General features: G+C 71.7%; 21 protein-coding genes and 2 pseudogenes. 11 read left to right on the top strand and 12 right to left on the bottom strand.

What is annotated here, in order from left to right:
- The first annotated feature begins 161 nt into the window (after positions 1 to 161).
- Both LP52_RS27850 and LP52_RS23190 read left to right on the top strand, forming a co-directional pair.
- Complete coding sequence (locus LP52_RS27850) at positions 162 to 1,085, top strand: helix-turn-helix transcriptional regulator (protein ID WP_052810190.1); 924 nt, start codon at positions 162 to 164, stop codon at positions 1,083 to 1,085.
- A gap of 10 nt (positions 1,086 to 1,095) precedes the next feature.
- A complete protein-coding gene (locus tag LP52_RS23190; protein ID WP_040276522.1) occupies positions 1,096 to 1,479 on the top strand; it encodes a VOC family protein in 384 nt (127 codons plus the stop codon).
- 402 nt (positions 1,480 to 1,881) lie between these two features.
- On the opposite strand, the gene LP52_RS23195 is transcribed toward LP52_RS23190, so the two are convergent.
- The 5 genes and pseudogenes from LP52_RS23195 to LP52_RS23210 all read right to left on the bottom strand — a co-directional run bounded on the left by LP52_RS23195 (position 1,882) and on the right by LP52_RS23210 (position 4,742).
- Positions 1,882 to 2,706, bottom strand: a complete 825-nt coding sequence (locus LP52_RS23195; protein WP_040276523.1) for a class I SAM-dependent methyltransferase — start codon at positions 2,704 to 2,706, stop codon at positions 1,882 to 1,884.
- A 44-nt stretch (positions 2,707 to 2,750) separates the two neighbouring features.
- Positions 2,751 to 3,344 carry a sugar nucleotide-binding protein gene (locus LP52_RS23200; protein ID WP_338011659.1) on the bottom strand — a complete coding sequence of 198 codons (594 nt, stop codon included), beginning with the start codon at positions 3,342 to 3,344 and terminating at the stop codon, positions 2,751 to 2,753.
- Positions 3,345 to 3,465: 121 nt separating this feature from the next.
- Positions 3,466 to 3,630 (bottom strand): annotated as a pseudogene (locus LP52_RS28860) (dTDP-4-dehydrorhamnose reductase); the annotation flags it as partial.
- Positions 3,631 to 3,696: 66 nt separating this feature from the next.
- Positions 3,697 to 4,158 carry a VOC family protein gene (locus tag LP52_RS23205; RefSeq protein ID WP_040276524.1) on the bottom strand — a complete coding sequence of 154 codons (462 nt, stop codon included), beginning with the start codon at positions 4,156 to 4,158 and terminating at the stop codon, positions 3,697 to 3,699.
- Positions 4,155 to 4,742, bottom strand: a complete 588-nt coding sequence (locus LP52_RS23210; RefSeq protein WP_040276525.1) for a DinB family protein — start codon at positions 4,740 to 4,742, stop codon at positions 4,155 to 4,157. The genes LP52_RS23205 and LP52_RS23210 overlap by 4 nt, the downstream gene beginning before the upstream one ends.
- A 63-nt stretch (positions 4,743 to 4,805) precedes the next feature.
- Here LP52_RS23210 and LP52_RS23215 point away from each other — a divergent pair, with 63 nt between their 5' ends.
- From LP52_RS23215 to LP52_RS23225, 3 genes are all read left to right on the top strand, one after another.
- Positions 4,806 to 5,801, top strand: coding sequence for a helix-turn-helix transcriptional regulator (locus tag LP52_RS23215; protein ID WP_040276526.1), 996 nt, complete (start codon positions 4,806 to 4,808; stop codon positions 5,799 to 5,801).
- Between the two features lie 189 nt (positions 5,802 to 5,990).
- Positions 5,991 to 6,386: a YciI family protein gene (locus LP52_RS23220; protein ID WP_238581067.1), complete on the top strand. Its 396-nt coding sequence runs from the start codon at positions 5,991 to 5,993 to the stop codon at positions 6,384 to 6,386.
- Between the two features lie 6 nt (positions 6,387 to 6,392).
- Positions 6,393 to 7,538, top strand: a complete 1,146-nt coding sequence (locus LP52_RS23225) for an RNA polymerase sigma factor (RefSeq protein ID WP_040276535.1) — start codon at positions 6,393 to 6,395, stop codon at positions 7,536 to 7,538.
- A 167-nt stretch (positions 7,539 to 7,705) separates the two neighbouring features.
- On the opposite strand, the gene LP52_RS23230 is transcribed toward LP52_RS23225, so the two are convergent.
- Positions 7,706 to 8,056, bottom strand: coding sequence for a VOC family protein (locus LP52_RS23230; RefSeq protein ID WP_040276536.1), 351 nt, complete (start codon positions 8,054 to 8,056; stop codon positions 7,706 to 7,708).
- Between the two features lie 185 nt (positions 8,057 to 8,241).
- Between LP52_RS23230 and LP52_RS23235 the strand changes: the two genes are divergently transcribed.
- Positions 8,242 to 9,078, top strand: a complete 837-nt coding sequence (locus LP52_RS23235; protein WP_040276528.1) for an alpha/beta fold hydrolase — start codon at positions 8,242 to 8,244, stop codon at positions 9,076 to 9,078.
- Entirely contained in the window at positions 9,071 to 9,634 is a 564-nt protein-coding gene (locus LP52_RS23240) for a TetR/AcrR family transcriptional regulator (protein ID WP_202966160.1), read from the top strand. The genes LP52_RS23235 and LP52_RS23240 overlap by 8 nt, the downstream gene beginning before the upstream one ends.
- Positions 9,635 to 9,736: 102 nt before the next feature.
- On the opposite strand, the gene LP52_RS23245 is transcribed toward LP52_RS23240, so the two are convergent.
- Positions 9,737 to 10,555 carry a hypothetical protein gene (locus tag LP52_RS23245; protein WP_052810191.1) on the bottom strand — a complete coding sequence of 273 codons (819 nt, stop codon included), beginning with the start codon at positions 10,553 to 10,555 and terminating at the stop codon, positions 9,737 to 9,739.
- A gap of 734 nt (positions 10,556 to 11,289) precedes the next feature.
- Between LP52_RS23245 and LP52_RS23250 the strand changes: the two genes are divergently transcribed.
- Positions 11,290 to 11,478, top strand: a complete 189-nt coding sequence (locus LP52_RS23250; RefSeq protein WP_040276530.1) for a hypothetical protein — start codon at positions 11,290 to 11,292, stop codon at positions 11,476 to 11,478.
- A gap of 181 nt (positions 11,479 to 11,659) precedes the next feature.
- Here LP52_RS23250 and LP52_RS23255 read toward each other — a convergent pair whose 3' ends face one another.
- The 5 genes from LP52_RS23255 to LP52_RS23275 form a co-directional block, all read right to left on the bottom strand.
- Entirely contained in the window at positions 11,660 to 12,313 is a 654-nt protein-coding gene (locus tag LP52_RS23255; RefSeq protein ID WP_084723435.1) for a TetR family transcriptional regulator C-terminal domain-containing protein, read from the bottom strand.
- An 83-nt stretch (positions 12,314 to 12,396) separates the two neighbouring features.
- Positions 12,397 to 12,789 (bottom strand): VOC family protein, encoded by a 393-nt coding sequence (locus LP52_RS23260; protein WP_040276531.1) that lies wholly within the window; start codon positions 12,787 to 12,789, stop codon positions 12,397 to 12,399.
- Between the two features lie 23 nt (positions 12,790 to 12,812).
- Positions 12,813 to 13,598: an arsenate reductase/protein-tyrosine-phosphatase family protein gene (locus tag LP52_RS23265; protein WP_238581064.1), complete on the bottom strand. Its 786-nt coding sequence runs from the start codon at positions 13,596 to 13,598 to the stop codon at positions 12,813 to 12,815.
- 185 nt (positions 13,599 to 13,783) lie between these two features.
- Positions 13,784 to 14,572, bottom strand: a complete 789-nt coding sequence (locus LP52_RS23270; protein ID WP_052810192.1) for a hypothetical protein — start codon at positions 14,570 to 14,572, stop codon at positions 13,784 to 13,786.
- A 25-nt stretch (positions 14,573 to 14,597) separates the two neighbouring features.
- The gene (locus tag LP52_RS23275; protein WP_084723437.1) at positions 14,598 to 15,662 is read right to left on the bottom strand and encodes a helix-turn-helix transcriptional regulator; all 1,065 of its coding nucleotides are present in this window, start codon (positions 15,660 to 15,662) and stop codon (positions 14,598 to 14,600) included.
- Positions 15,663 to 15,753: 91 nt separating this feature from the next.
- Here LP52_RS23275 and LP52_RS23280 point away from each other — a divergent pair, with 91 nt between their 5' ends.
- The 3 genes and pseudogenes from LP52_RS23280 to LP52_RS29115 form a co-directional block, all read left to right on the top strand.
- Positions 15,754 to 16,341 (top strand): DinB family protein, encoded by a 588-nt coding sequence (locus tag LP52_RS23280; protein WP_040276532.1) that lies wholly within the window; start codon positions 15,754 to 15,756, stop codon positions 16,339 to 16,341.
- 76 nt (positions 16,342 to 16,417) lie between these two features.
- Positions 16,418 to 17,797 carry a CoA transferase gene (locus LP52_RS23285; protein WP_040276533.1) on the top strand — a complete coding sequence of 460 codons (1,380 nt, stop codon included), beginning with the start codon at positions 16,418 to 16,420 and terminating at the stop codon, positions 17,795 to 17,797.
- A gap of 265 nt (positions 17,798 to 18,062) precedes the next feature.
- Positions 18,063 to 20,664, top strand: a pseudogene (locus LP52_RS29115) (Tn3 family transposase); the annotation flags it as partial.

The raw sequence follows: 20,664 nt of genomic DNA on the forward strand, positions 1-20,664 counted from the left end.
CCCCCCCCCCCCCCCCCCGCCGAGGGATGTCGCAATCGGCCCCCGGCGCAGCGGCGGGCACACCCACCGAACCCCGGCGAGCCGACCGGGACGCCGGGGCTTCGATGCGGATTCGCGCCGTGCCCAGGGGCGACGGGGATGCTCGGTGCCATACTGGAACGGTGGAGCACCCGCACTCCCTCGATTCCCCGGTCGGTACGGCCACCGGGGAGTACGTGCGCGGGCGCCCGCACCCGGCGCTGGCGGGATGGGTGGCGGGCTACAGCGGCTACCGGGAGCACTCGGCGGCACCGCTGCGCCGAAGGCAGGCGCCGGTGGGCGGCTGCACGCTGATCCTCGGGTTCGGCGGCCCGCTGCGGTTGCACGGCCCGGCGGGACCGGTGGTGCCGGGGGCGTTTCTCGCCGGGATGCACGACACGACGGTACTGACGGAGTTCACCGGCGCCCAGGAAGGGCTGCAGGTCGATCTGACGCCGCTGGGGCTGTTCGCGCTGCTCGGCGGCCGACCGGTGGCCCAGATGACCAACCGGACGCCCGCCCTGGAGGAGATCGAGGCGCCCGACATCGCGGCCCTGCCCGCGCGGCTGGCCCAGGATGCGGGTTGGGCGGCGCGCTTCGCCCGGATCGATGCGGTGCTGCTGCGCCGACTGGAGCACTCGGTCGCCCGGCCCGACGCCGAGGTCGCATGGGCCTGGGGGCGGCTCGTGGACTCGGCCGGGAGGGTTCGCGTGGAGGAGTTGGCCCGCGGCGCCGCATGGAGCCGCCGGCACCTGCTGACCCGCTTCCGCGCCCAGGTCGGGCTGGCACCCAAAACCGCGGCGCGGGTGCTGCGGTTCCAACGGGCCGCCGCGCTGCTGGCGCCCAACGGTCCCGCCGGCGGGCCGCGGGTGCAGGCTGCGGCTCCGCCCAACCTCGCCGATGTGGCCGCGGCCTGCGGCTACGCCGACCACAGCCACCTGGTACGGGAGTTCCGCGCCCTGGCGGGCTGTACCCCCTCGCAGTACACCGCGGAGTGGCACGACGCGGCCGTCCAGGCGGGCGCGGGTTCCCATTCGTTCAAGACGGACTCGGGAACTCGGCCGTAGCGTCACTGCCATGAGCATCCATCCCACGTTGCGCTACACCGACGCAGAATCCGCGCTCGCGTTCCTCACCGGTGCCTTCGGCCTGGTCCCGCAGCACGTCGCCGCCGCCGAGGACGGCTCGATCGCCCACGCCGAACTCTCCTGGGAGGACGGCGTGGTCATGCTCGGCACCCGCTCCGACCCGCCCGGCGCCTTCGACACCGGCCACGCGGTCCTCTACCTGCCGGTGGACGACGTCGACGCCCACCACGACCGCGCTGCCGCCGCCGGCGCCGAGATCGCCGTGGCACTCACCGAGCAGCCCTACGGCTCCCGCGAGTACGCCGCCCGCGATCGCGAGGGCAACCTCTGGTGCTTCGGCACCTACCGCCCGACGATCGAGAACCCGTCGTGACGGAGGCGGACACTCGTCCGCCTCCTGGTGAGGGGCGCGGTCGCCGGCGCGCCGGAGGCGGGGCCGCCGGAGCGACCGCGCCGGCCGAGGCCCGGATCCGGCTCCTTCCCTTCAGCAGACGTCTCCGGCCGCGGCCGGCAGGCGGCCTCGGTCCGGAGGCCTTCCGCGTCTATGGCCCACCCGGTCGGGGCCTGACATCGGCGCGGAGACCGCGCTCGGACGATTCGCCGTCGGGGCCCGTCGTCGGTGTGGGCCGTTTGAGTGAACTCGGGTGCGCGGGCACCGGCCGAGTGTGCCGTGCTCGGCGCACGCGCGCCGCCCGGCGAGCACCACACATGATTCGTGCCTTTGCGGTGTGTGCGCCACCGAAGACCGGACCGGTGCTGCATCGCCCCCGGGGGATCAAGCCGGGGCGGTGGCGGCCAGCGAGTACATCAAGGGCAGGGCAGCGGCATGGTCGGGGTAGCGGAAGCGGCCGCCGTCGGCGACCAGTGCACCGTAGCGCTGGAACGGGATGGTGGCGTGCTCGTGGACGAACTCGATGCGCAGCCCGGCGCCGGCAACGGCGCTGAGGACGTCGCCGAGGGTGTGGTGCCACTCGGTGGTGGTGTTGTGGACGGTCTCGGCGTTCCAGCCCGCATAGGTGCCCGGCGACGTGTAGGTGCGGGCTCCGCGGGCGAAGTAGTCCCCGGCCGCCGTCGCACCGTGGTCGTCGTCGAGCACGCCCGTCAACGGGTGGAACTCGGCCAGGTAGAGCCGTCCGCCGGGGCGCAGCAGCGCGGCGACGGTCGCGGCCCAGCGGGTGATGTCGGGCAGCCACATCAGGGCGCCGGTTCCGGTGTAGACGACGTCGAACCGGTGCGTGCCCAGTGTCTGGGCCGCGTCGAGGACGTCGGCGGCGACGAAGCGGGCACGGTCGTCGAGCCCGACCTGTTCGGCCAGCTCGGTGGCCGCCTCGATCGCCGGAGCGGAGAAGTCCAGGCCGGTCACACGGGCACCGCGGCGCGCCCAGGACAAGGTGTCCAGCCCGATGTGGCACTGCAGGTGGACCAGGTCGAGCCCGGAGACGTCGCCCATCTCGTCGAGCTGGAAGCGGTCGAGGTCCTCCTCGCCGGCACGGAACCCGTCGAGGTTGTAGAAGGACCCGGCGACGTGGATCGGCACCCGTTCGTCCCAGTGCCGCCGGTTGTCTTCGACGTGCTCGTCGGCTTCAGCGCTGGTGTCCATCCCGGAATGCTAGAGGCGGCCCCCGTGCTCGCGGCAACCGGTTTCTACGCGCGCCCGGGCCCTGGGCGCAACCGAGCGGCGACGCCTCCCGCTGCGCCCTGCCGGAGCGGCCGGTTCAGAAAGCGGCGGGCGCCGCGCAGCGCGGTTCCTAGGCTCTTTCGCGTGAACGTGCAGTCCAGGCGCACGTCGATCGGGCCGGGCAGGTCGGTGTCGGCCCGCCGGTCCGAGGGCAGCGAGGCCGGGTCGAGACCGTCCCGGGGGGCGATCAGGACTCCCAACTCGTGGCGGCTGAGAGCGCGGGGGCCGGCGACGTGGTGAACGCCGGCGTGGTCGGACGATGCCGGTTCCAGGAGCGCGGCCGCCAGGTCGCCGACGTGGACCGGGCAGCGCACGTCGTCGGTGAACAGCACTCCGGCTCCACCCGCGGTCAGGGCGTGTACGCGATGCTCGTGGACGGAGCCGCCGTCGCCGACGATCAGCGACGTGCGGGCGATCACCGAAGCCGGGCTCAGGGCCGCGACCGCGGTCTCGGCTGCGGCCTTGGCTGCACCGTAGGGCGTCGTCGGGTCCGGCACGGCCGTCTCGTCGTAGCCGGCCGCGGCACCGGAGAACACGGCGTCGCTGGAGACGTGGACCAACCGCGCGCCGACCTAGGCGGCGGCGAGGGCCACGTGGGCGGCACCGTCCGCCGTGCTCGCACTCGGCCTGGCGGAACGCGGCGTTGACGACCGCGTCCGGCTGTACCGCATCCACCAGATCGGCGACTTCCCGACGGTCGCGAACGTCCAGGGCGGACCACGATGCCCCGTCCGCGTCGGGCGGCCGCGTGAGGTACGTCGCCGCCACCCGACGCCCCGCGCCCAGCGCCCGCCGGACCACCGCGCCGCCGAGGAATCCGCTACCGCCGACGACCGGAATCGCCATGGCGGCCACGCCACAGTCCTCGCACCGCCGAGCACGGTCACCTGCCGCGAGCCCGGCGGCACCGCGTCAGTCCAGGCAGAACTCGTTGCCCTCGGGGTCGGTCATCACGATGAACCCCGCGCTCATCGGGGGCGCGGGCTCGTCGCGGCGCACCCGCGTGGCCCCCAGTGCGAGGAGCCGGTCGCACTCGGCCTCCAGCGCCGCCATGCGCTCCTCCGCCTGCAGTCCGGGAGCCGCACGCACGTCGAGGTGGACGCGGTTCTTGGCGACCTTGTCCTCCGGCACCTGCTGGAAGAACAACCGCGGTCCCCGCTCGTCGGGGTCCTCGAGCGCCGACGCCGAGTTGCGCTGCTCCTCCGGTACGCCGTTCCGCGCGAGGAAATCGTCCCAGGCGGCCAGCGGATCGGCACCCTCGGCCAGGTCGACACCTGGCGGCGCGGGGTGGACGTAGCCCAGCGCATCGCGCCAGAAGGACGACAGTGCCCGCGGGTCGCGGGCGTCGAAGGTGACCTGGATTTCGCGGCTCATCGGATCGGTCCGTTCGTCGTGGTTTCCGTGTGCGTATAGAGGTCGCGCAGCAGGCAGACCTCGGACAGGTGGTGGATCAGCTCGCGGTGGATGTGCAGCACCAGATCGGCCATGGGCGCCTCGGGGAAAGGCTCCGCCGCGCCGACCGGCCTCCGCAACCCGGCCTCGCCGAGGCCGCGCACTCCGGCGAGCCAGACGTCGAGCTGGGTCGTGAGCTGGTCGAGCGCCGTGGCCGCGCTGCCGGCGTAGTCCCAGGTCTCATACGACGCCGCCGGCGCGCCGAAGTGCGCCGCGTTGCGCGCAGCGAGCACGCCGACGATGACGTGGCCGAGGCGCCAGGCGATCGTGGTGAAGGGCGCGGGGACGGGCTCGGGAAAGGCGTAGTCGATCGTGAAATCCCCGGCGCCGACCTGCACGGGCGCCGTGGAGCTGCCGCGCGGCCGCACGCTCCAGGCGCCTGGCGCGGGCGACCAGAAGTACTCGTCGTCGGTGAGGCCCTCGATCCGGTCTCGGAGCTGACGGTTCCAGTGGAACTCCCACTGTTCGCGCAGCGTGTGGTTCCAGTCGCGTTCGTCGGTGTCCATGGAGCCACTGTCACACGCCCTAGCGGACAGGATCGGTCCGCCATCTCGGGCAGGATGAAAGATGTGGACGCGGCAAGCGGAAGTGCGGACCGGGGCACCACGGAACGGGTGCTCACCCTGCTCGGACTGCTGCAGCAGCGCCGTGTATGGACCGGTCCCCAGCTCGCCGACCGGCTCGGAGTCACGCCGCGCACAGTGCGGCGCGATGTCGAGCGGCTGCGTGCGCTCGGTTATCCGGTGCACGCCGGCCAGGGTGTCGGCGGCGGGTACCGGCTCGCACCGGGCCAGGAGCTGCCGCCGCTGCTTCTCGACGACGAAGAGGCGATCGCCACGGTGGTCTCGCTGCTGGCGGGCGCAGGCGGCGCAGGCGCCGGCGATGCCGCGCTGCGGGCGCTGACCAAGCTCGACCGGGTGCTGCCCGCCCGGCTGCGCGACGAGGTCCGCGCACTGTCCGGGTCGGTGAAGTCCTTCGACGCAGGCCGCGCGGCGGTGGCCCCCGAGGTGCTCATGACGCTGGCCAGGGCCTGCCGCGACGAGGTCGAAGCCGGCTTCGACTATCCGTCCGGGAGCGAGGTGCGACGGCGGCGCGTCGAGCCCTACCGCCTGGTCGCCTCCGACCGGCGCTGGTACCTCCTGGCCTTCGACCTCGACCGCCACGACTGGCGCAGCTTCCGCGTCGACCGGATGACCGGCGTCTCCGCGCGGACCTGGCGCTTCCGCCCGCGTGCGGCGCCCGAAGCGGCGGCGTATGTGCAGGAGGGTGTGGCGAGTCGGGTCTACACTCACCGGGCGCGCTTCCTCGTGCGCGCATCGGCCGACACGGTGCGCGCTCAGATTCCGGCGTCGGCGGCAGTGGTGCGGCGGCGCGGCACTGAGCTGTGCGAGGTGGTCACCGGTGCCGAGAATCTCGACTTCGTGCTCATGCACGTACTCCTGCTGAGCCACGACTTCGAGGTACTCGACCCGCCGGAGCTGGGCAGGCGCTGCAACGAACTGGCGCAGCGGCTGCTCAGGGCCGGTGCGGCGATGCCACCGGAACAGGACACGGAGAAGCCCTGAGCTGCGGCCGCACCCCGCATCGCCTTTCCCCGCGCCCCTGCGGGCGCCGCGCAGCGCGCACAGTCGTCGACGTCCGCCGAAGAAATCTCGCAGCGGGACGTCGAGAACGCGGGTGCGGCTCCGTCCCTGAAGCGAACACGGCCACAATGGGCCGTAGGGCGCACTAAGGAGAACACGATGGCCAAGTAACTGCTGCTCAAGCACTACCGGGGCGCGCCGGCAGCGGTCAACGACGTGCCGATGGACCAGTGGACGCCGGAGGAGGTCTCGGCCCACGTGCAGTACATGCAGGACTTCGCCACTCGGCTGGAGGGCACCGGCGAGTTCGTCGACGGCCAGGCGCTGTCCCCGGAGGGAACGTTCGTCCGCTATGACGGCGAGGGGCGGCCGCCGGTCACCGACGGCCCGTTCGCCGAGACCAAGGACCTGATCGCCGGCTGGATGGTGATCGACGTCGACACCTACGAGCGGGCGCTGGAGCTGGCCGGCGAGCTGTCCGCGGCTCCGGGAGCCGGCGGCGAGCCGATCCACGAGTGGCTTGAGGTGCGCCCGTTCCTGGCCGCGCCTGAGACCGTCACGGAGTGACGCGTGGTGGATGATGCCCTGCTGCGCACCCTCACTCCCAGCGTGCTCGGTATCCTCGTCCGTCGCGGAGCCGACTTCGCGGCGGCCGAGGACGCCGTGCAGGACGCCCTGGTGGAGGCCGTGCGCGTGTGGCCCCACGAGGCGCCGCGCGACCCCCGGGGCTGGCTGGTCACCGTGGCCTGGCGCAAGTTCCTCGACGCCGCCCGCGCCGACACCTCCCGGCGGCGGCGCGTGATGCGCGTCGAGGCCGAGCCCGTGCCCGGCCCGGGTGAGGCGGTGGACGACACGCTCCAGCTGTACTTCCTGTGCGCGCACCCGTCCCTGACATCGGCCTCGGCCGTCGCGCTCACCCTGCGCGCGGTCGGCGGTCTGACCACGCGCCAGATCGCGCAGGCCTACCTCGTTCCGGAGGCGACCATGGCCCAGCGCATCACCAGGGCCAAGCGCACCGTCTCATCCGTGCGGTTCGAGCGGCCCGGCGACGTCGCCACGGTGCTGCGCGTGCTCTACCTGATCTTCAACGAGGGATACTCCGGCGACGTCGACCTCGCCGGCGAGGCGATCCGGCTCACTCGCCGGCTGGCGGCCATGACCGACCATGAGGAGGCCGCGGGCCTGCTCGCGCTCATGCTGCTCCACCACGCGCGGCGCCCGGCACGGACCGCCTCCGACGGCAGGCTCGTACCTCTCGCCGAGCAGGACCGCGGTCTGTGGAACACGCGCCTGATCGCCGAGGGCGTCGACGTGCTCCAGACAGCCCTCGCCCGCGACCGCCTTGGCGAGTTCCAAGCACAGGCCGCCGTCGCCGCGCTGCACGCCGACGCCCGGAGGGTCGAGGAGACCGACTGGGTGCAGATCGTCGAGTGGTACGACGAGCTGGTAAGGCTCACCGGCAACCCGGTGGTCCGCCTCAACCGTGCCGTCGCCCTCGGCGAAGCCGACGGCCCGCGGGCCGGCCTGGCCGCATTGGCGGAGATCGACCCCGCCCTGCCCCGCCACAGCGCCGCCGCGGCGTACCTGCACGAGCGTGACGGCGAGCCGGTCGCCGCAGCACGGCTCTACGCCGAAGCGGCCCGGTCAGCGCCCAGCCTCCCCGAACGCGACCACCTCACACGGCAGGCCGCACGGCTCAACGCGCAGCTGCGGGGTTGAGCAGCGGGCGGAAGGCCGGGATGCCCGGGGCGGCGTGTGCCCCACGAGCACCGGTCCGGTCCGTGCAGGTCCCGCACCTGCTGCGGTCCCCGTCGGTGCATGTCGGCGCCCCGCTGCCTTCGGCGCGCACGACCGCCTAGCCCGCGAGCCGATCCTGATGGCGGTGGTCAGCGCGGTTCGAGCAGGCAGAACTCGTTGCCCTCGGGGTCGCGCAGCACGACCCATTCGGCGTCGCCGGGCTGTCCCACGGCGGCGCGCGCGGCTCCCCGGGAGACGAGCTCGTCCACCGCTGCCGCCTGGTCCTCTGCGTACACGTCGATGTGCAGCCGGTTCTTGGTGGCCTTCGCGTCGTCTACGCGGACGAAGAAGAGGGACGGCGAGCGCCGATCGGGCGAGCGGACCTCGACGCCCGAGGGCTCGGGATCCATCACGTCCCAGTCGAGGGTCCGGGCCCACCATCGCGCCAGAGACAGCGGGTCCCGCGCGTCGATGGTCAGGGCTTCCCACCTGATCTCCACGGGGACCACCCTATTCGCGGACGGGGGCCATCGCGACGACCTCGCGGCAGCAGGTCGATGGAGCCCCGCACGGTGCGGTAGGGCTCGGGGGTTCCTCGCCCCCTAAGCCGGGGCGACGCGTCGTTGACAGAAATGGTTAATTCGATTAGCTTTCAGCTAACGCATTTAGCCCTTTGGGGGACGCCATGACCGAGTACCTTGCCGTCGACGGCGGCACCATCGCCTACGAGGTGGAGGGGTCCGGTCCGCTGATCGTCCTCGCCCACGGCATGGGCGACAGCCGCGCCGCCTACCGCGCTGTCATCCTGCAGCTGGTGGCGGAGGGCTACCGAGTCGCCGCGGTCGATCTGCGCGGCTGCGGCGAGTCCAGCGTCGACTGGCCGGCCTGGAGCCGCACCGCCATCGCCGGCGACCTGCTCGCCGTGATCCGCCACCTGGGCGGCCCGGCCGTGCTCGTCGGCCATTCGGTCTCCGGAGGCGCCGCCACCGTCGCCGCTGCCCAGGAACCCGCATTGGTCACCGCAGTCGTCGAGTTGGCGCCCTTCACCCGCAAGCAGTCGATCCGCCTCGGCGACCTGCGGGTGAAGCGATTCCGGCAGGGCATGCTGCGGCTGCTCGGCACGGCCGCCTTCGGCAGCGTGCGGCTGTGGCGCGCCTACCTCGACACCGCCTACCCCGGTGCGAAACCCGACGGCTGGACCCAGCGGCTCGACCGCATCGACTCCCTGATGCGCGAACCGGGCCGGATGAAGGCCATGCAGGGTATGGGCCGCAGCGCCCCGACCGACGCCGGCGCGCAGCTCGGCAACGTCGGCTGCCCGGTTCTGGTCGTGATGGGTACGCTCGACCCCGACTGGGCCGACCCCCGCGCCGAGGGTTCGGCGATCGTCGACGATTTGCCGTCGGGCCTCGGTCGCCTTGAGATGATCGAGGGCGCCGGGCACTACCCGCACGACCAGTTCCCCGACCAGGTGGTCTCGCTCATGCTCGCCTTCCTCCGATCGGACGCCGCTCGTGCCTAGGGCCGGCCTGGACCCGCCGGCCGTGGTCGCGGCCGGTGCCGCCCTCGCCGACGAGGTGGGCTTCGCCAACCTGACGATGGGCCTGCTGGCCGAGCGGGTAGGCGTGCGCACCCCTTCCCTGTACAAGCACGTGGGCGGCCAGGAAGACCTCAACCGGCGCATCGCCGCCCTGGCGTTGAGCGAGGCCGCCGACGCCGTCGGCGGTGCCGTCCAGGGTTATGCGGGCCGCGACGCTCTGGCGGCGGCGGCCCGCGCCTTCCGCGCCTTCGTCGTGGCACATCCCGGCCGATACGCCGCGACGATCGGAGCGGAACCCTCCGGCTCCGACGATCCGCTGGCCACCGCGGGCCAGCGGCTGCTCGACGCGTTCACGGCGGTCCTGCGCGGTTACGAGATCGCAGAGTCCGACGTCGACCACGCCCTGCGCATGCTCCGCAGCCTCTGCCACGGCTTCGCCACGTTGCAGGCGGCCAACGGCTTCCAGTGGAGCGCCGACATCGACGCCAGTTTCGAGTGGCTGATCACCTTCGCCGACCGGGGCCTGCGCACCTGCTGACAGCACCGGCGGCGCGGTCCGGGGCGCGGGTGCGGTCGGGCGCGCGCTCCCTGCGGCGGAGACGGACCACGGGGGCGCCGTGAAGCAGGCCGCAGGTTCCGTTCAGGCGTGAGGGAGGTCCCTCGATGTCGGCGACCCCGTCTCCACCTGGTCGGCGACGAGTGCGGCCAGGGCTGCCGGCTGCTCCAGCCAGGGGAACGCGGTGCTGGGGGAGGCCCTCACGATGCGCGCCCCGGGGACGTTGCGGGGCACCACGGTGCGGACCTGTTCGCTCAAGTAGCCGAGTTCTCCGGAGTAGACGGTGAAACGCTCGGGATCCGCACTCAGACGAGCGAACCAGTTGTGCTCCGGCGGCACCGGAGCAACGCCGTCCGCGGGGAGATCGAGAGGCATCGACCGGGTCATGTGGTCGGTGGCGATGTCGCGGAGCAGGCGCCGGTCCTGTTCGTCCAGCGGCGCGCAACTGCGGAGCGAGAACTCCACCATGACCTCGACCCCCTCTGCGGGGACGGTCCCGTCCTCGCTCAGCTGTTCGGAGTAGGGGGCTATGTCCGCCAGGAAGTCCTTGATGTCGGAGCCGAGCGTGGCGTCCTGGAAGCCGGGGCGGCCGATCAGCGCAGCGGTGTCGGGATTGATCAGCAGGCCGTGCGCGGCGCTGCGGTCGGCGACCAGCTCGGCACCCGCGCTGGCGGCGAGGTCGGGGGCCACCACCAGATCGGCGCCCGTCTCGGGCAGAGCGGTGCGCGCCGCCTCCGCGATGTCCTGGGTCAGGTCGGGCGGAGTGATGCGGCCACTGGGCGGCTGTTCCACCGCGAGGGTGCGGACCCGGATCGGCAGCGCCTCCCTGAGACGCCACCAGACCTTCTCGTTCCCGAGCGGATGGAGGAAGCAGACGAGTGGGGCGGTTCGGGCTTCAGGCATGTCGATCTTCTCCGGAGGGGGCGGACACACGCATGACCGTGCCCGCACCGGCAAGTTCCACACGGGTGGTCGTGGTGAGCGGTTCGTTCCGCCGCGAGGAGGCCGGGGTGCAGATACCGCGGCGTTTGAGGTGGCGGTGGAACTTCTCCAGCACGCAGAACCCCCTTCTCCTTGACCGACTCGCGCTCGACCTGAGCCGGCAGCTCCAGTGCGTCATCGAACTCGCCGCCCTGCGGCTGCGTCCTGCGTGCGGTGGCACAGCCGCCCGCGTCCACCGCACCGGTGGCGCTGGACCGTCGTGCCGTCCACGCGCCGCGGCCGGCCCTCGCTGTCCCGTCGGCGGCACAGGCCGCCTGTACTGAATAACGTTAGTAATTACGTTTTAGAGCAACGGAACTACGAAACTGAACACGAAACAGGGGGTATTTCCTGGCTTCCGATAAGCGGGCCTTATCGGAAGCCAGGATCTGAAGGGTGGACGGGGAGCAGGAGAGCACACCAACGAAACGGCGCAGCCACCGTTGAGTGCCGCCGGGTGCCGACCGTGGGTGAGCTGGTCCGACGACACCGCCACGAACGCGGTGTGTGCCACCGCACTCACACCAGGTTCGCCGTCGCGGGAGTCCGGTCCTGGCTGCGCTGCGCGATCCCTACGGAAGAACCTCACGGGCCGGTGGGCGGGTTTCCTCAGCGGGTCCGTATCGACCGCGGCAAGGACTTCGCCTCGGCTACGCATGCGTGATGCGCTGGGCGCGTTCGCGGTGGGGGTGGAGGAGCTGCCCGCTTATGAGCCGCGCCTCAAAGGCACAGTGGAAGCGCTCAACGTGGCCGCTGAGGCCATGTTGTTCTCGGTCCTTCCCTGCTACACCCACGCCCCCACGCTCACCGGGGGGCGCCGGCCCGGCGCGGCGGAGCCGCCGTAGGGCTTCGCCGAGTTCGTGGGGAGGTTCTGGACCGGGTGCCGATGGTGGAACGCGGAGCACGCCATGGGGACGCTGGATGGGCGCACCCCACTGGCGGCGCCTGGCCGATGAGGCGCTCCCATGCCTCCGAGCGATCCTCACGCAGGTCGCTCTCTGACATGAGCGTTGTGTCGATGACGTGCTAGCTGAAGCTCCGTGACTCCTCGGCGGCCTCAGGATCTCCAGCCGCTCCCTCGACGGCTTCTTCGGAAGGCGGGTAGGCGTCGCGCAGACGGTGCATGGTCGCCGTCACGACGGCGCGGACGTCCGTCTCGTGCAACAGGTCGGAGAACAGCGCCGAACTGAACGAGAAGCCCTCGATCAGGGCGAACAGCAGGAGCGCCTCGCGGTGCAGCGCCTCCTCGTCGATCGTGCGGTCGGCCAGCGCATCACGCAGCAGCGAGCGGATCACCTCTGCGCCCGCGCGGGACGTCGCAGCGATGTCGGCCGCGAGCTCCGGGGCCGTGCGCGCCATGACGCGGTATTCGACCAAGGCGATGTTCTCCTTGCGCTCCTGCTCGCTGGTGGGTGCGGCGAAGGTGATGACGTCCACGATCCCTGTCACCGGGTCGTCGGACAGCGTCGCGTCGCGGCGCACGGCGCGCTGCATGAGGACGCCCAGCGTGAAGCGCATGACCTCGCGGACGGTGTCGCCGAAGTAGTGCCGGATGCTCCCGGCCCGAAGGTTTCGACGGCGACGGGGGAGCGTGGCCGACGCCCCCTCCGGAGCCGGGAGCGCCGTTGCCGCCGTTCCGCCCTGCTCGATCGTCGGCCGCGCGACGTCGACGATGCACATAGCCGCCGGCGTCATCGCCGCGGACGGAGCGGCGGCCGCCGACCATCACTCGTCGCGCTCGGCGCCGGAGCGCGCAGGTGTGGTCATCCGCTTGCCGGCTGGAACAGTTCGACGACGTTGCCGGAAGGATCCTCCACCAGGATCTGCTGACCGCCCGGGCCCCTGACGATGTCGTTGCGGAACTTGAGTCCCGCGGCGCGCAGCCGCTCCGTCTCGGCTGCGATGTCGTCCACGATGAGGTGGATGCGGTTCCATCCGCCCGGCGCCGGCTGCGCGCCGTCGGGCATGGGCCGCCCGGCCGAGCTGGTCGGGCCGCTGAGCAGGAGCCGCAGGGGGCCGCGCGCGACGTCGGCGAACGCCGGTGCCGCGTTCATCCGCAGTGTGAACCCGAGGTGGGTGGTGTAGAAGTCGACGGCGGCGTCGACGTCGTCGACCATGTATCGGACGTTGGCGATGTCTGCGGGGTGGTCGGACATGTCTCGGCCTTCCTCTCGACGGTTCAGGTGTGTTCGAGCGCATGCAGGAGGAACCGGATGCGTGTGGTCAGCACGTCGGCGGTGCGGACGAACGCCGGGTAGCCGGCTTCGCCGGACGCCGGGTCGGCGATGCTCCAATGCGCCGTCTCGGGATTACCGGGAAACTCGGGGCAGGCTTCCCGGACCCGGTCGCACAGGCTGATCACACGGTCGAAGCGCTCTTCGGCGAACTCACCGAAGTGCGTGGAACGGCGGCCGCTGATGTCGACCCCCCGTTCGCGCATGACACGCACGGCGTGGGGGTGCAGCTCCTTGGGGCGGCTGCCGGCACTGGCGGCTGCGATCCGTCCCCCGCTCAGCTGCTCCGCGAGAGCCTCGGCCATCTGGGAGCGGGAGCTGTTGCCCGTGCACAGGAACAGCACACGTAGCGGTGACCGGGATCGCTGCGTGCCATCGGGCGCCGGCGTCGAAGCGGCCGGTACCAGCCGTAGCCCGGGGTGCAGCGCGGCGCCGGCCTCGGCGAGCCTGTCGCGGCACGTGGCGAGATCGAGGCTGTAGTAGGTGTCGCGTCCGTCGGCCGAGCTGCGCCGCTTGGTCACGAGCCCGACCCCGCACAGCTGGCCCAGATGGTAGGACGTCAGGCTCTGGCGCTGACCCACCAGAGCCGTGAGTTCGCGAACCATCCGATCGCTGCGCGCAAGCTCGTTCATGAGCTGCCAGCGCACGGGGTGCCCGGTCAGGCGCAGGACGTCGGGCGGCTCGGCCGGGAGAGCCGCGGTCGGTGCGTTCGGGGCCGTGATGTCGGACACACGCTCAGAATAAATCAATCCAGCTAGATCGAACAATGTACATTGTTGGATTTTGGAGGTCCGCAGTCCGGCACCGCACCCTTTGCGCAGCCGCGCTCGCACCGGCCGGACGAAGCCTCGGAGGACGCCATGAGGGCCAGGGACTCCCGAAGAGCTACGGCTGCGTGATGGCGGGATGCGGCCGGTCACAGGGCGCGGACGGTGAGCATCAGCGGGGTTCGGACCCCGTTCTGCCACGCGGCCTCGGCGGCGAGGGCGGCCAGCCACCCCACAGCGTCCACGGACCATTCGCACAGGGTTCCCTCAAGGGTCGTGCGGTGATGGCCGGGGCCTCTCCACAGGTGATCGGGGAGCTTCGGGGAGAGGGCGTCGGCGGCGTCGTCCTGGTGGGTTGCGGGATCGCAGCGGAACACCGCCTGCTTCCATCGGCGGATCCACGGCGGGATGTGCGGGGCGGCGGGGACCATGGCGGGGTCCTGGCCGGTGTCGAGAGTGACCTGGATCCGTCGGGCCAGCCGCGGGTCGGTGTCGCCGAACCAGCCGGCAGCGTCTATCAACGCCCCGACGGGATGCCGCTCCGCCTGGGGCCGGCCGGTGGCGATGCGGCTGTGCAGCGGCACGAGGATCTGCACCGCGTGCAGGTCGAGCGTTCCCAGCCGTGCCGCGACGTCGCCGATACAGGAGAGGAAGGGCTGGAGCGGCAGCGGACGGTCGTCCTCTATCGCTCCTTCCAGGTGCACCTGGAACCACAGTCTCCGGGTCGCGCCGCGGCGGATGTCGGCCTCGGAGTCCTGATCGGCGTCGTTCATCGACCACAGCCCGGGGGAGGCGCCGGGCAGCGACTCGACCAGCCACGTCATCGCCGAAGAGCGGTTGTGAAAGAGGATGTAGGCGTCGCGATCGCCGACCTCGGGATGGGTCAACGGGAACGGGTCGAGTTCACCGTGCAGGGCCGCCATCATCGTGCCGTCCAAAACGCGATGCCCCCTTTCGTAGCGCTTAGTCCCGGCAGTTCCTGTTGATCGGGTCCGTAGTGGTGGTGTCCGGAGTATCGATCACACCGACCACGTTTGCAGCCGGAGCCGCGGCGTCGGCGTAGCGGCGCGCCAGGCGGGTGCAGGCGTCGGCGAGCTCAGGCGGGCCCACGACCTCGATGTCGGTGTCGAACATGCCCAGGGTCGCGGCCATTCCGTTCCACGACCACGAGCCCAGAGTGAGCCGCGACCGGTGCGGGCCGAGTTCCTCGGCGACGCCGTCGCGGAGGTGGCGGGACACCTCGGCGGCGGGCAGGCCGAGGACGGCCTCACCGCGGCACGGCCACCGGCCGCCCTCGCCGCCGCCCTGGAACCGCGCCGAGACGAAGGCGGCCACGTCGCCGCCGGGCATCTCGCGCGGGGTGAAGCGCGGCCCCGTGGGCGTGCGCGGGGTGATCCGGTCGGCGCGGAAGGTGCGCCAGTCCTCGCGGTCGAGGTCCCAGGCGACCAGGTACCAGCGCCCGCCCCACGTGACGAGATGGTGGGGCTGCACCCGGCGGGGCGGCACAGCGGGACGGTCGCGGTCGCGCCCCGGCGCGGAGGCGGGGGAGTAGTCGAAGCGCAGCACCTCGCGGGCGTGCACGGCCGAGCCCAGTGCCATGAGCACCCCGCTGTCGACCCGCGGCTGCGGCCCCGCCGCGGACCGCTCGACGGCGGTGGCCTGGAAGGTGTCGATGCGGCGGCGCAGCCGTGCGGGCATCACCTGGCGCAGCGTGTTCAGCGCGCGTTCGGCCCCGACCTCGATGCCGACGCCGGTGGTGGCGGCGATTCGCAGCGCGACGGCGAGCGCGACGGCCTGCTCGTCGTCGAACAGCAGCGGGGGCAGCTCCGCGCCGGCGTCGAGACGGTATCCGCCGTCGGGGCCCTTGTCGGCGGCGATGGGGTACCCCAGCTCGCGCAGGCGCTCGACGTCGCGGCGCACGGTGCGCGGGCTGACCGCCAACCGCTCGGCCAACACCGCCCCCGGCCAGTACCGGCGTGCCTGGAGCAGGGACAGCAGCGACACCAGCCGCGAGGACGTTTTCGGCATGAATCCCATCCTGGCGCAAGTAGAGGACACAACCTGTCCGCCCCCGTTGCGAAGGTGGTCCCATCACCGGCGACGAACCGAGGAGCCCACCATGACCGCGACGCCCGCGTCCTCCACCTTCCCCACCGCGCTGCACAGCGAGCGGGCCGACCTGCTCGCCGAACTCGCGACCGCACGCGCGGCCCTGACCACCACGGTGCGCGGGCTCGGCGACGAGCAGGTCGCCCAGCGCCCGACGGCCGGCGCGCTGTGCCTGGGCGGGCTGATCAAGCACGTCGCCTCCACCGAGGAAGCGTGGTTGCGCTTTGTGCTCGAAGGTCCCTCGGCGATGAGCTACGCCCTTCCCGACGGCGTCACCTGGGAGGACCTCATGTCCGGTACCGCGCGGGAACTGCCGCAGTGGGCGATCGACCGCCAAGACGACTTCACGGTGCTGGCCGGGGAGACGCTGGCCGACATCCTCGAGCGCTACGAGCGCGTCGCCGCCCGCACCGATGAGATCGTCGCCTCCGTCGAGGACCTGTCGGCGACGCACCCGCTTCCGGAGGCGCCCTGGAACGAGCCGGGAGCCACGCACAGCGTGCGCCGGGTGCTGATCCACGTCATCGCCGAGACCGCTCAGCACGCCGGGCACGCCGACATCCTGCGCGAGACGCTCGACGGCAAGACGTCGACCTGAACCGGGTAGGGGCGCCACGGCGTGCCCTGCATCACAGAACCTGTCGACCGGCGCCGCCGGTAGGGAGCATGGGGCCATGGCGAGCGAAGCGGTTTCGGCCACAGCCCGTGCGTGGCAAGCGATCGGCGGGTCCGCGGACCTGACCGAGAAAGTCTCCTACCGCGGCGCCGGGCAGGTGCTGCCCGCCGTACTACCGGTGCGTGAACTCGCCCGTGCGACGGTCGGAGCCTGCTCGCTGGGCGCGGCCGAAGTGCTGGCCGCGCGCAACGGGGGACCGGTGCCCGAGGTGAAGGTGGACGAGGGCGCCGTGGCCACCGCGTTCCGCAGCGAACGGCACCTGCGGGTGGAGGGACGAGCACCGACCGCCTTCGCGCCCCTGTCGGGTTTCTGGAAAGCCGCCGACGGCTGGGTGCGCACCCACGCGAACTACCCCCACCACCGCGCTCGGCTGCTGGCCGCCTTGGACATCGACGCCCACGGGACCGGCGCGGAATGCGGCGGCGAGGCGGGGCTGGTCGGGCGGCTCGCCGACGTTCTGGCCGCGCTTCCCGCACACCGGATCCAGGAGGCGGTCTACGCGGCGGGCGGCCTGGCGGTGGCCGTGGCGCCCGAGCCCGTAGCGGGCGGTCGTCCCGCGGCCGAGGTCGAGGAGGCCGGTACAGCTGGAGGGCGGCGGCTGCCGCAGGCCGCACTGCCCGCCGCGGGGGTACGGGTCCTGGACCTGACCCGGGTCATCGCCGGCCCGGTCGCCACCCGGACCCTCGCCCTGCTGGGCGCGGACGTGCTGCGCGTCGACCCGCCGGACCTGCCCGAAGACCCCGACACGCACCTCGACACCGGGCTGGGCAAGCGCTCGGTCCTGGTGGACCTGGACTCCGCCGAGGGATCGGCCGCCTTTGAAGGGCTCCTCGGCTCGGCCGATGCGGTCGTGACGGGGTATCGGCCCGGTTCCCTCGACCGGCGCGGGCTGGCTGCCCAGGAGCTGATCGCCCGCCGTCCCGGCCTGATCCTCGCCCAGCTGTGCGCCTGGGGATGGTCGGGCCGCTGGACCGAGCGCAGGGGGTTCGACAGCCTCGTACAGGCGGCCAGCGGCATCGCGGCGATCGAGGCGGACCCCGAAGGGCACCCGGGCGCCCTACCCGCCCAGGCCCTGGACCACGGCACCGGTTACCTGCTGGCCGCGGGGGTACTGCGAGCGCTCACCGAACGACAGGCCGACGGCCGGGGCCGCCACCTGCGGTTCTCGCTGGCCGGCACCGCCGACTGGCTGCTGCACGGGATCACCCCGGAACCTGTCGAGACGGGCACCTACGATGCCGCCGACTGGTTGACCGAGACCCCGTCGCCCTACGGCCGGCTGCGCCACGCGCTGCCGCCGGTCAGCTACGAGGGAGCCCCCCGGAACTGGGCCGCACCCGCGAGTCTGTGGGGCGCCGACCCGGCCGTGTGGCTGTAGCGCTCGGCCGGGGGCGGCGCGTCGAGAGGGGCAGGCACGGGCTGCGGGGCGGAGCCGCCGGCACATGCGCGTGCGCGGGCCTCAGGGGGGGGGCAGACAAGATAAGCCGGAAAGGGGCAATGGGCAGGTCATCGCCTTGGTGATGCTCTGAGTCGCGCCGACCTGCGCTTTTCTGGTTGCGATTCGGTGAATCGCCGCAGGCGCTTCGTTCGCTCCCGCTACGGTGTGCGGCGTTTCGTGATCCCCCTGTCTGGAAGGCTTGCCGGTGACCTCGATCGAGCGCACGGCCTACCCGCACTTCAAGAAGCTGACCTCAGCGCGGATGCTGCACGTGTTCTTCACCCCCACTGCTGAGGAGATCGCCTGGGCTCGGGAGCGCACTGGTGGCCCGGCCGCGTTGTTCGCGGTGGTGTTGGCGCTGAAGTGTCATCAGAAGACGGCGCGCTTCCCCTCGGCCGGTGAGGTGCCCGAGGTGGTGGTTGACCATGTGCGGCGCTGCTTGGAGCTGGATGAGGATGTTGAGCCCGATCATGGTGCTGGGCGTACTGCCAAGTGGCACCGTAAGCAGGTCCGCCAGCGCCTGGGGGTGACCTACGCCCCGAAGCTGGCTCGGGGCATCGCCGCGGAGACGATTCGCACGGCGGCGCGGGCGAAGAATTACCCGCCGGATCTGATCAACGCCGCCTTGGAGCGGTTGGTGGAGGCATCGCTGGAGCTTCCGGGGTTCACCACGCTGGACGAGCTGGCCACGACCATCCGGGCTGAGGTGAACAGGGAGATCTTCGCTGGGATCTGTGAGCGGCTGGGTGAGGAGGGCCGGGCGCGTGTTGCGGCGTTGGTGGCGGTGGGTGAGGACGGGCATTCGATGTTCAACCGGTTGAAGAAGCCGGCCAAGCGCGCCTCCTGGTCGCGGTTCAAGGCTCAGGCTGACTACATGGCCGAGGTGGATCCGATCGGCGACACCGATGCCTGGCTTGAGGGGATGGCGCCGAGCAAGGTGGCCGACTTCGCCGGGGAGGCGGCGGTCCAGGATGTGGCGACGCTGGGCGACTACGGACAGGACAAGCGTCTGGCGCTGGTGGTGTGCCTGGTGCACACCGCCCGGATGCGTGCCCGTGACGATCTGGCCGAGATGTTGTGCAAGCGGGTGGCGGCCAATGTGAAGAAGGCCAAGGGGGAGCTGGAGGCCATCCGCGAGCGTCAGCGCGAGACCCAGGAACGCATCATCGGCAACTACCGCGGTGTGCTGGGCCACTTGGACCCCGAGGGGGCTGGGGCTGCGGATGCGGCCGAGCGCGCCGAGCGTGCGGTGGCCGTAGTGGAGCAGGCTGGCGGTTTCGCCTCTCAGTTGGCCGATATCGAGGAGGTCTCGGCGTTCCACGGGGACAACCACGAGATCCTGGTGCACCGGTTCTTCAAAAAGGATCTCAGTCGGCTGGAATTGAAGGGCCACCTCGTCGGATGACTCGGTGTTGGCCGCCCTGGAGCATGCCCGGGTTCACGCCGGGCTGCGGCGCGACTTCATTGAGCTGCCCCCGCCCCGCGATGAGGAGGACCCGACCTCGGGGATCGCGTTTGGCTCGGGCAACTGGCGCCGCGCGCTTAGCGACCGGCGCCACCCGCACATGGTGGACCGGCGGCACTTCGAGGCGATGGTGTTCTGCTATCTGGCTGAGGAGCTGCGCACCGGCGACATCGCTGTCCTCGGGTCGAATGAGTATGCCGACTGGTCGGCCAACCTTCTGCCGTGGGAGGAGTGCGAACAGCGGCTGGAGAGCTTCTGCGCCAAGGTGGGCCTGCCCGCCACTGCTGAGGGGTTCGTGGCGCAGTTGAAGAACGCCCATCGGGACGCCTCGGCCGAGCTGGAGTCCGGCTATGAGGACAACGCTGACCTGTTTATCGACGAGGCCGGGGTGCCCCGGCTCAAGCAGCGCCGCGGTTCGGGTTCGTCGGCGGCCGCCGAGAAGCTGGCCGAGGCGATCGAGGCGCGCATGCCCGAACGCTCGTTGATGGGCATCGTCGCCCGCACCGCGCACTGGCTGGGCTGGCACCACCAGTTCGGCCCGGCTTCTGGATCGGATCCCAAGCTCGTCGACCCGTTGGGGCGCTACTCGTTGACGGTGTTCACCGGTGGGGCCAACATCGGCCCGGCCGAGGCGGCCCGCCACATCGCCGGTATCACTGCCCGGGAGCTGTCGGTGGCGCGTAACCGCCACATCGACCTCAAGAAGCTGAACGCGGCGATCGCGGTCGTGGTCAACGCCTTCAACGAGCTCGACGTGGTGCGCGCCTGGGGCGATGGCACCGCGGTGGCGGCCGACGGGACGCAGGTGGCCACCTACATCGACAACCTGCTGGCCGAGACCTCGATCCGCTACGGCGGGGTGGGTGGCATCGCCTACCACTACGTCTCCGACACTTACGTGGCGCTGTTCTCCCGGTTCATCCCGTGTGGGGTGTGGGAGGCGGTCCACCTGATCGAGGGATTGCTGGCCAACGACTCCGAGGTCCAGCCCTCCACCGTGCACGCCGACACCCAAGGCCAGTCGGCGCCGGTGTTCACCCTGGCCACGTTGTTCGGCTTCGACCTGATGCCCCGGATCCGCAACTTCGCCGACCTGACGTTCTTTAGGGCTGATGCCCACCGGGCCTATCCGCGCACCGGTGCCCTGTACGGCGAGGCCGGCCGCAACGTCGTGGACTGGAAGATGATCGAGCGGCACTGGCGCGACCTGATGCAGGTGGCCATCTCCATCAGCGAGGGCCGCCTGTCCTCGGCCACGCTGATGCGCCGGCTGCGCGCCAACTCGCGCAAGAACCGCATCTACAAGGTGTTCCGCGAGGTCGGCCGGTCGGTGCGCACCGTG

Source organism: Streptomonospora alba, from assembly GCF_000826685.1.
Taxonomy (GTDB): Bacteria; Actinomycetota; Actinomycetes; order Streptosporangiales; family Streptosporangiaceae; genus Streptomonospora; species Streptomonospora alba.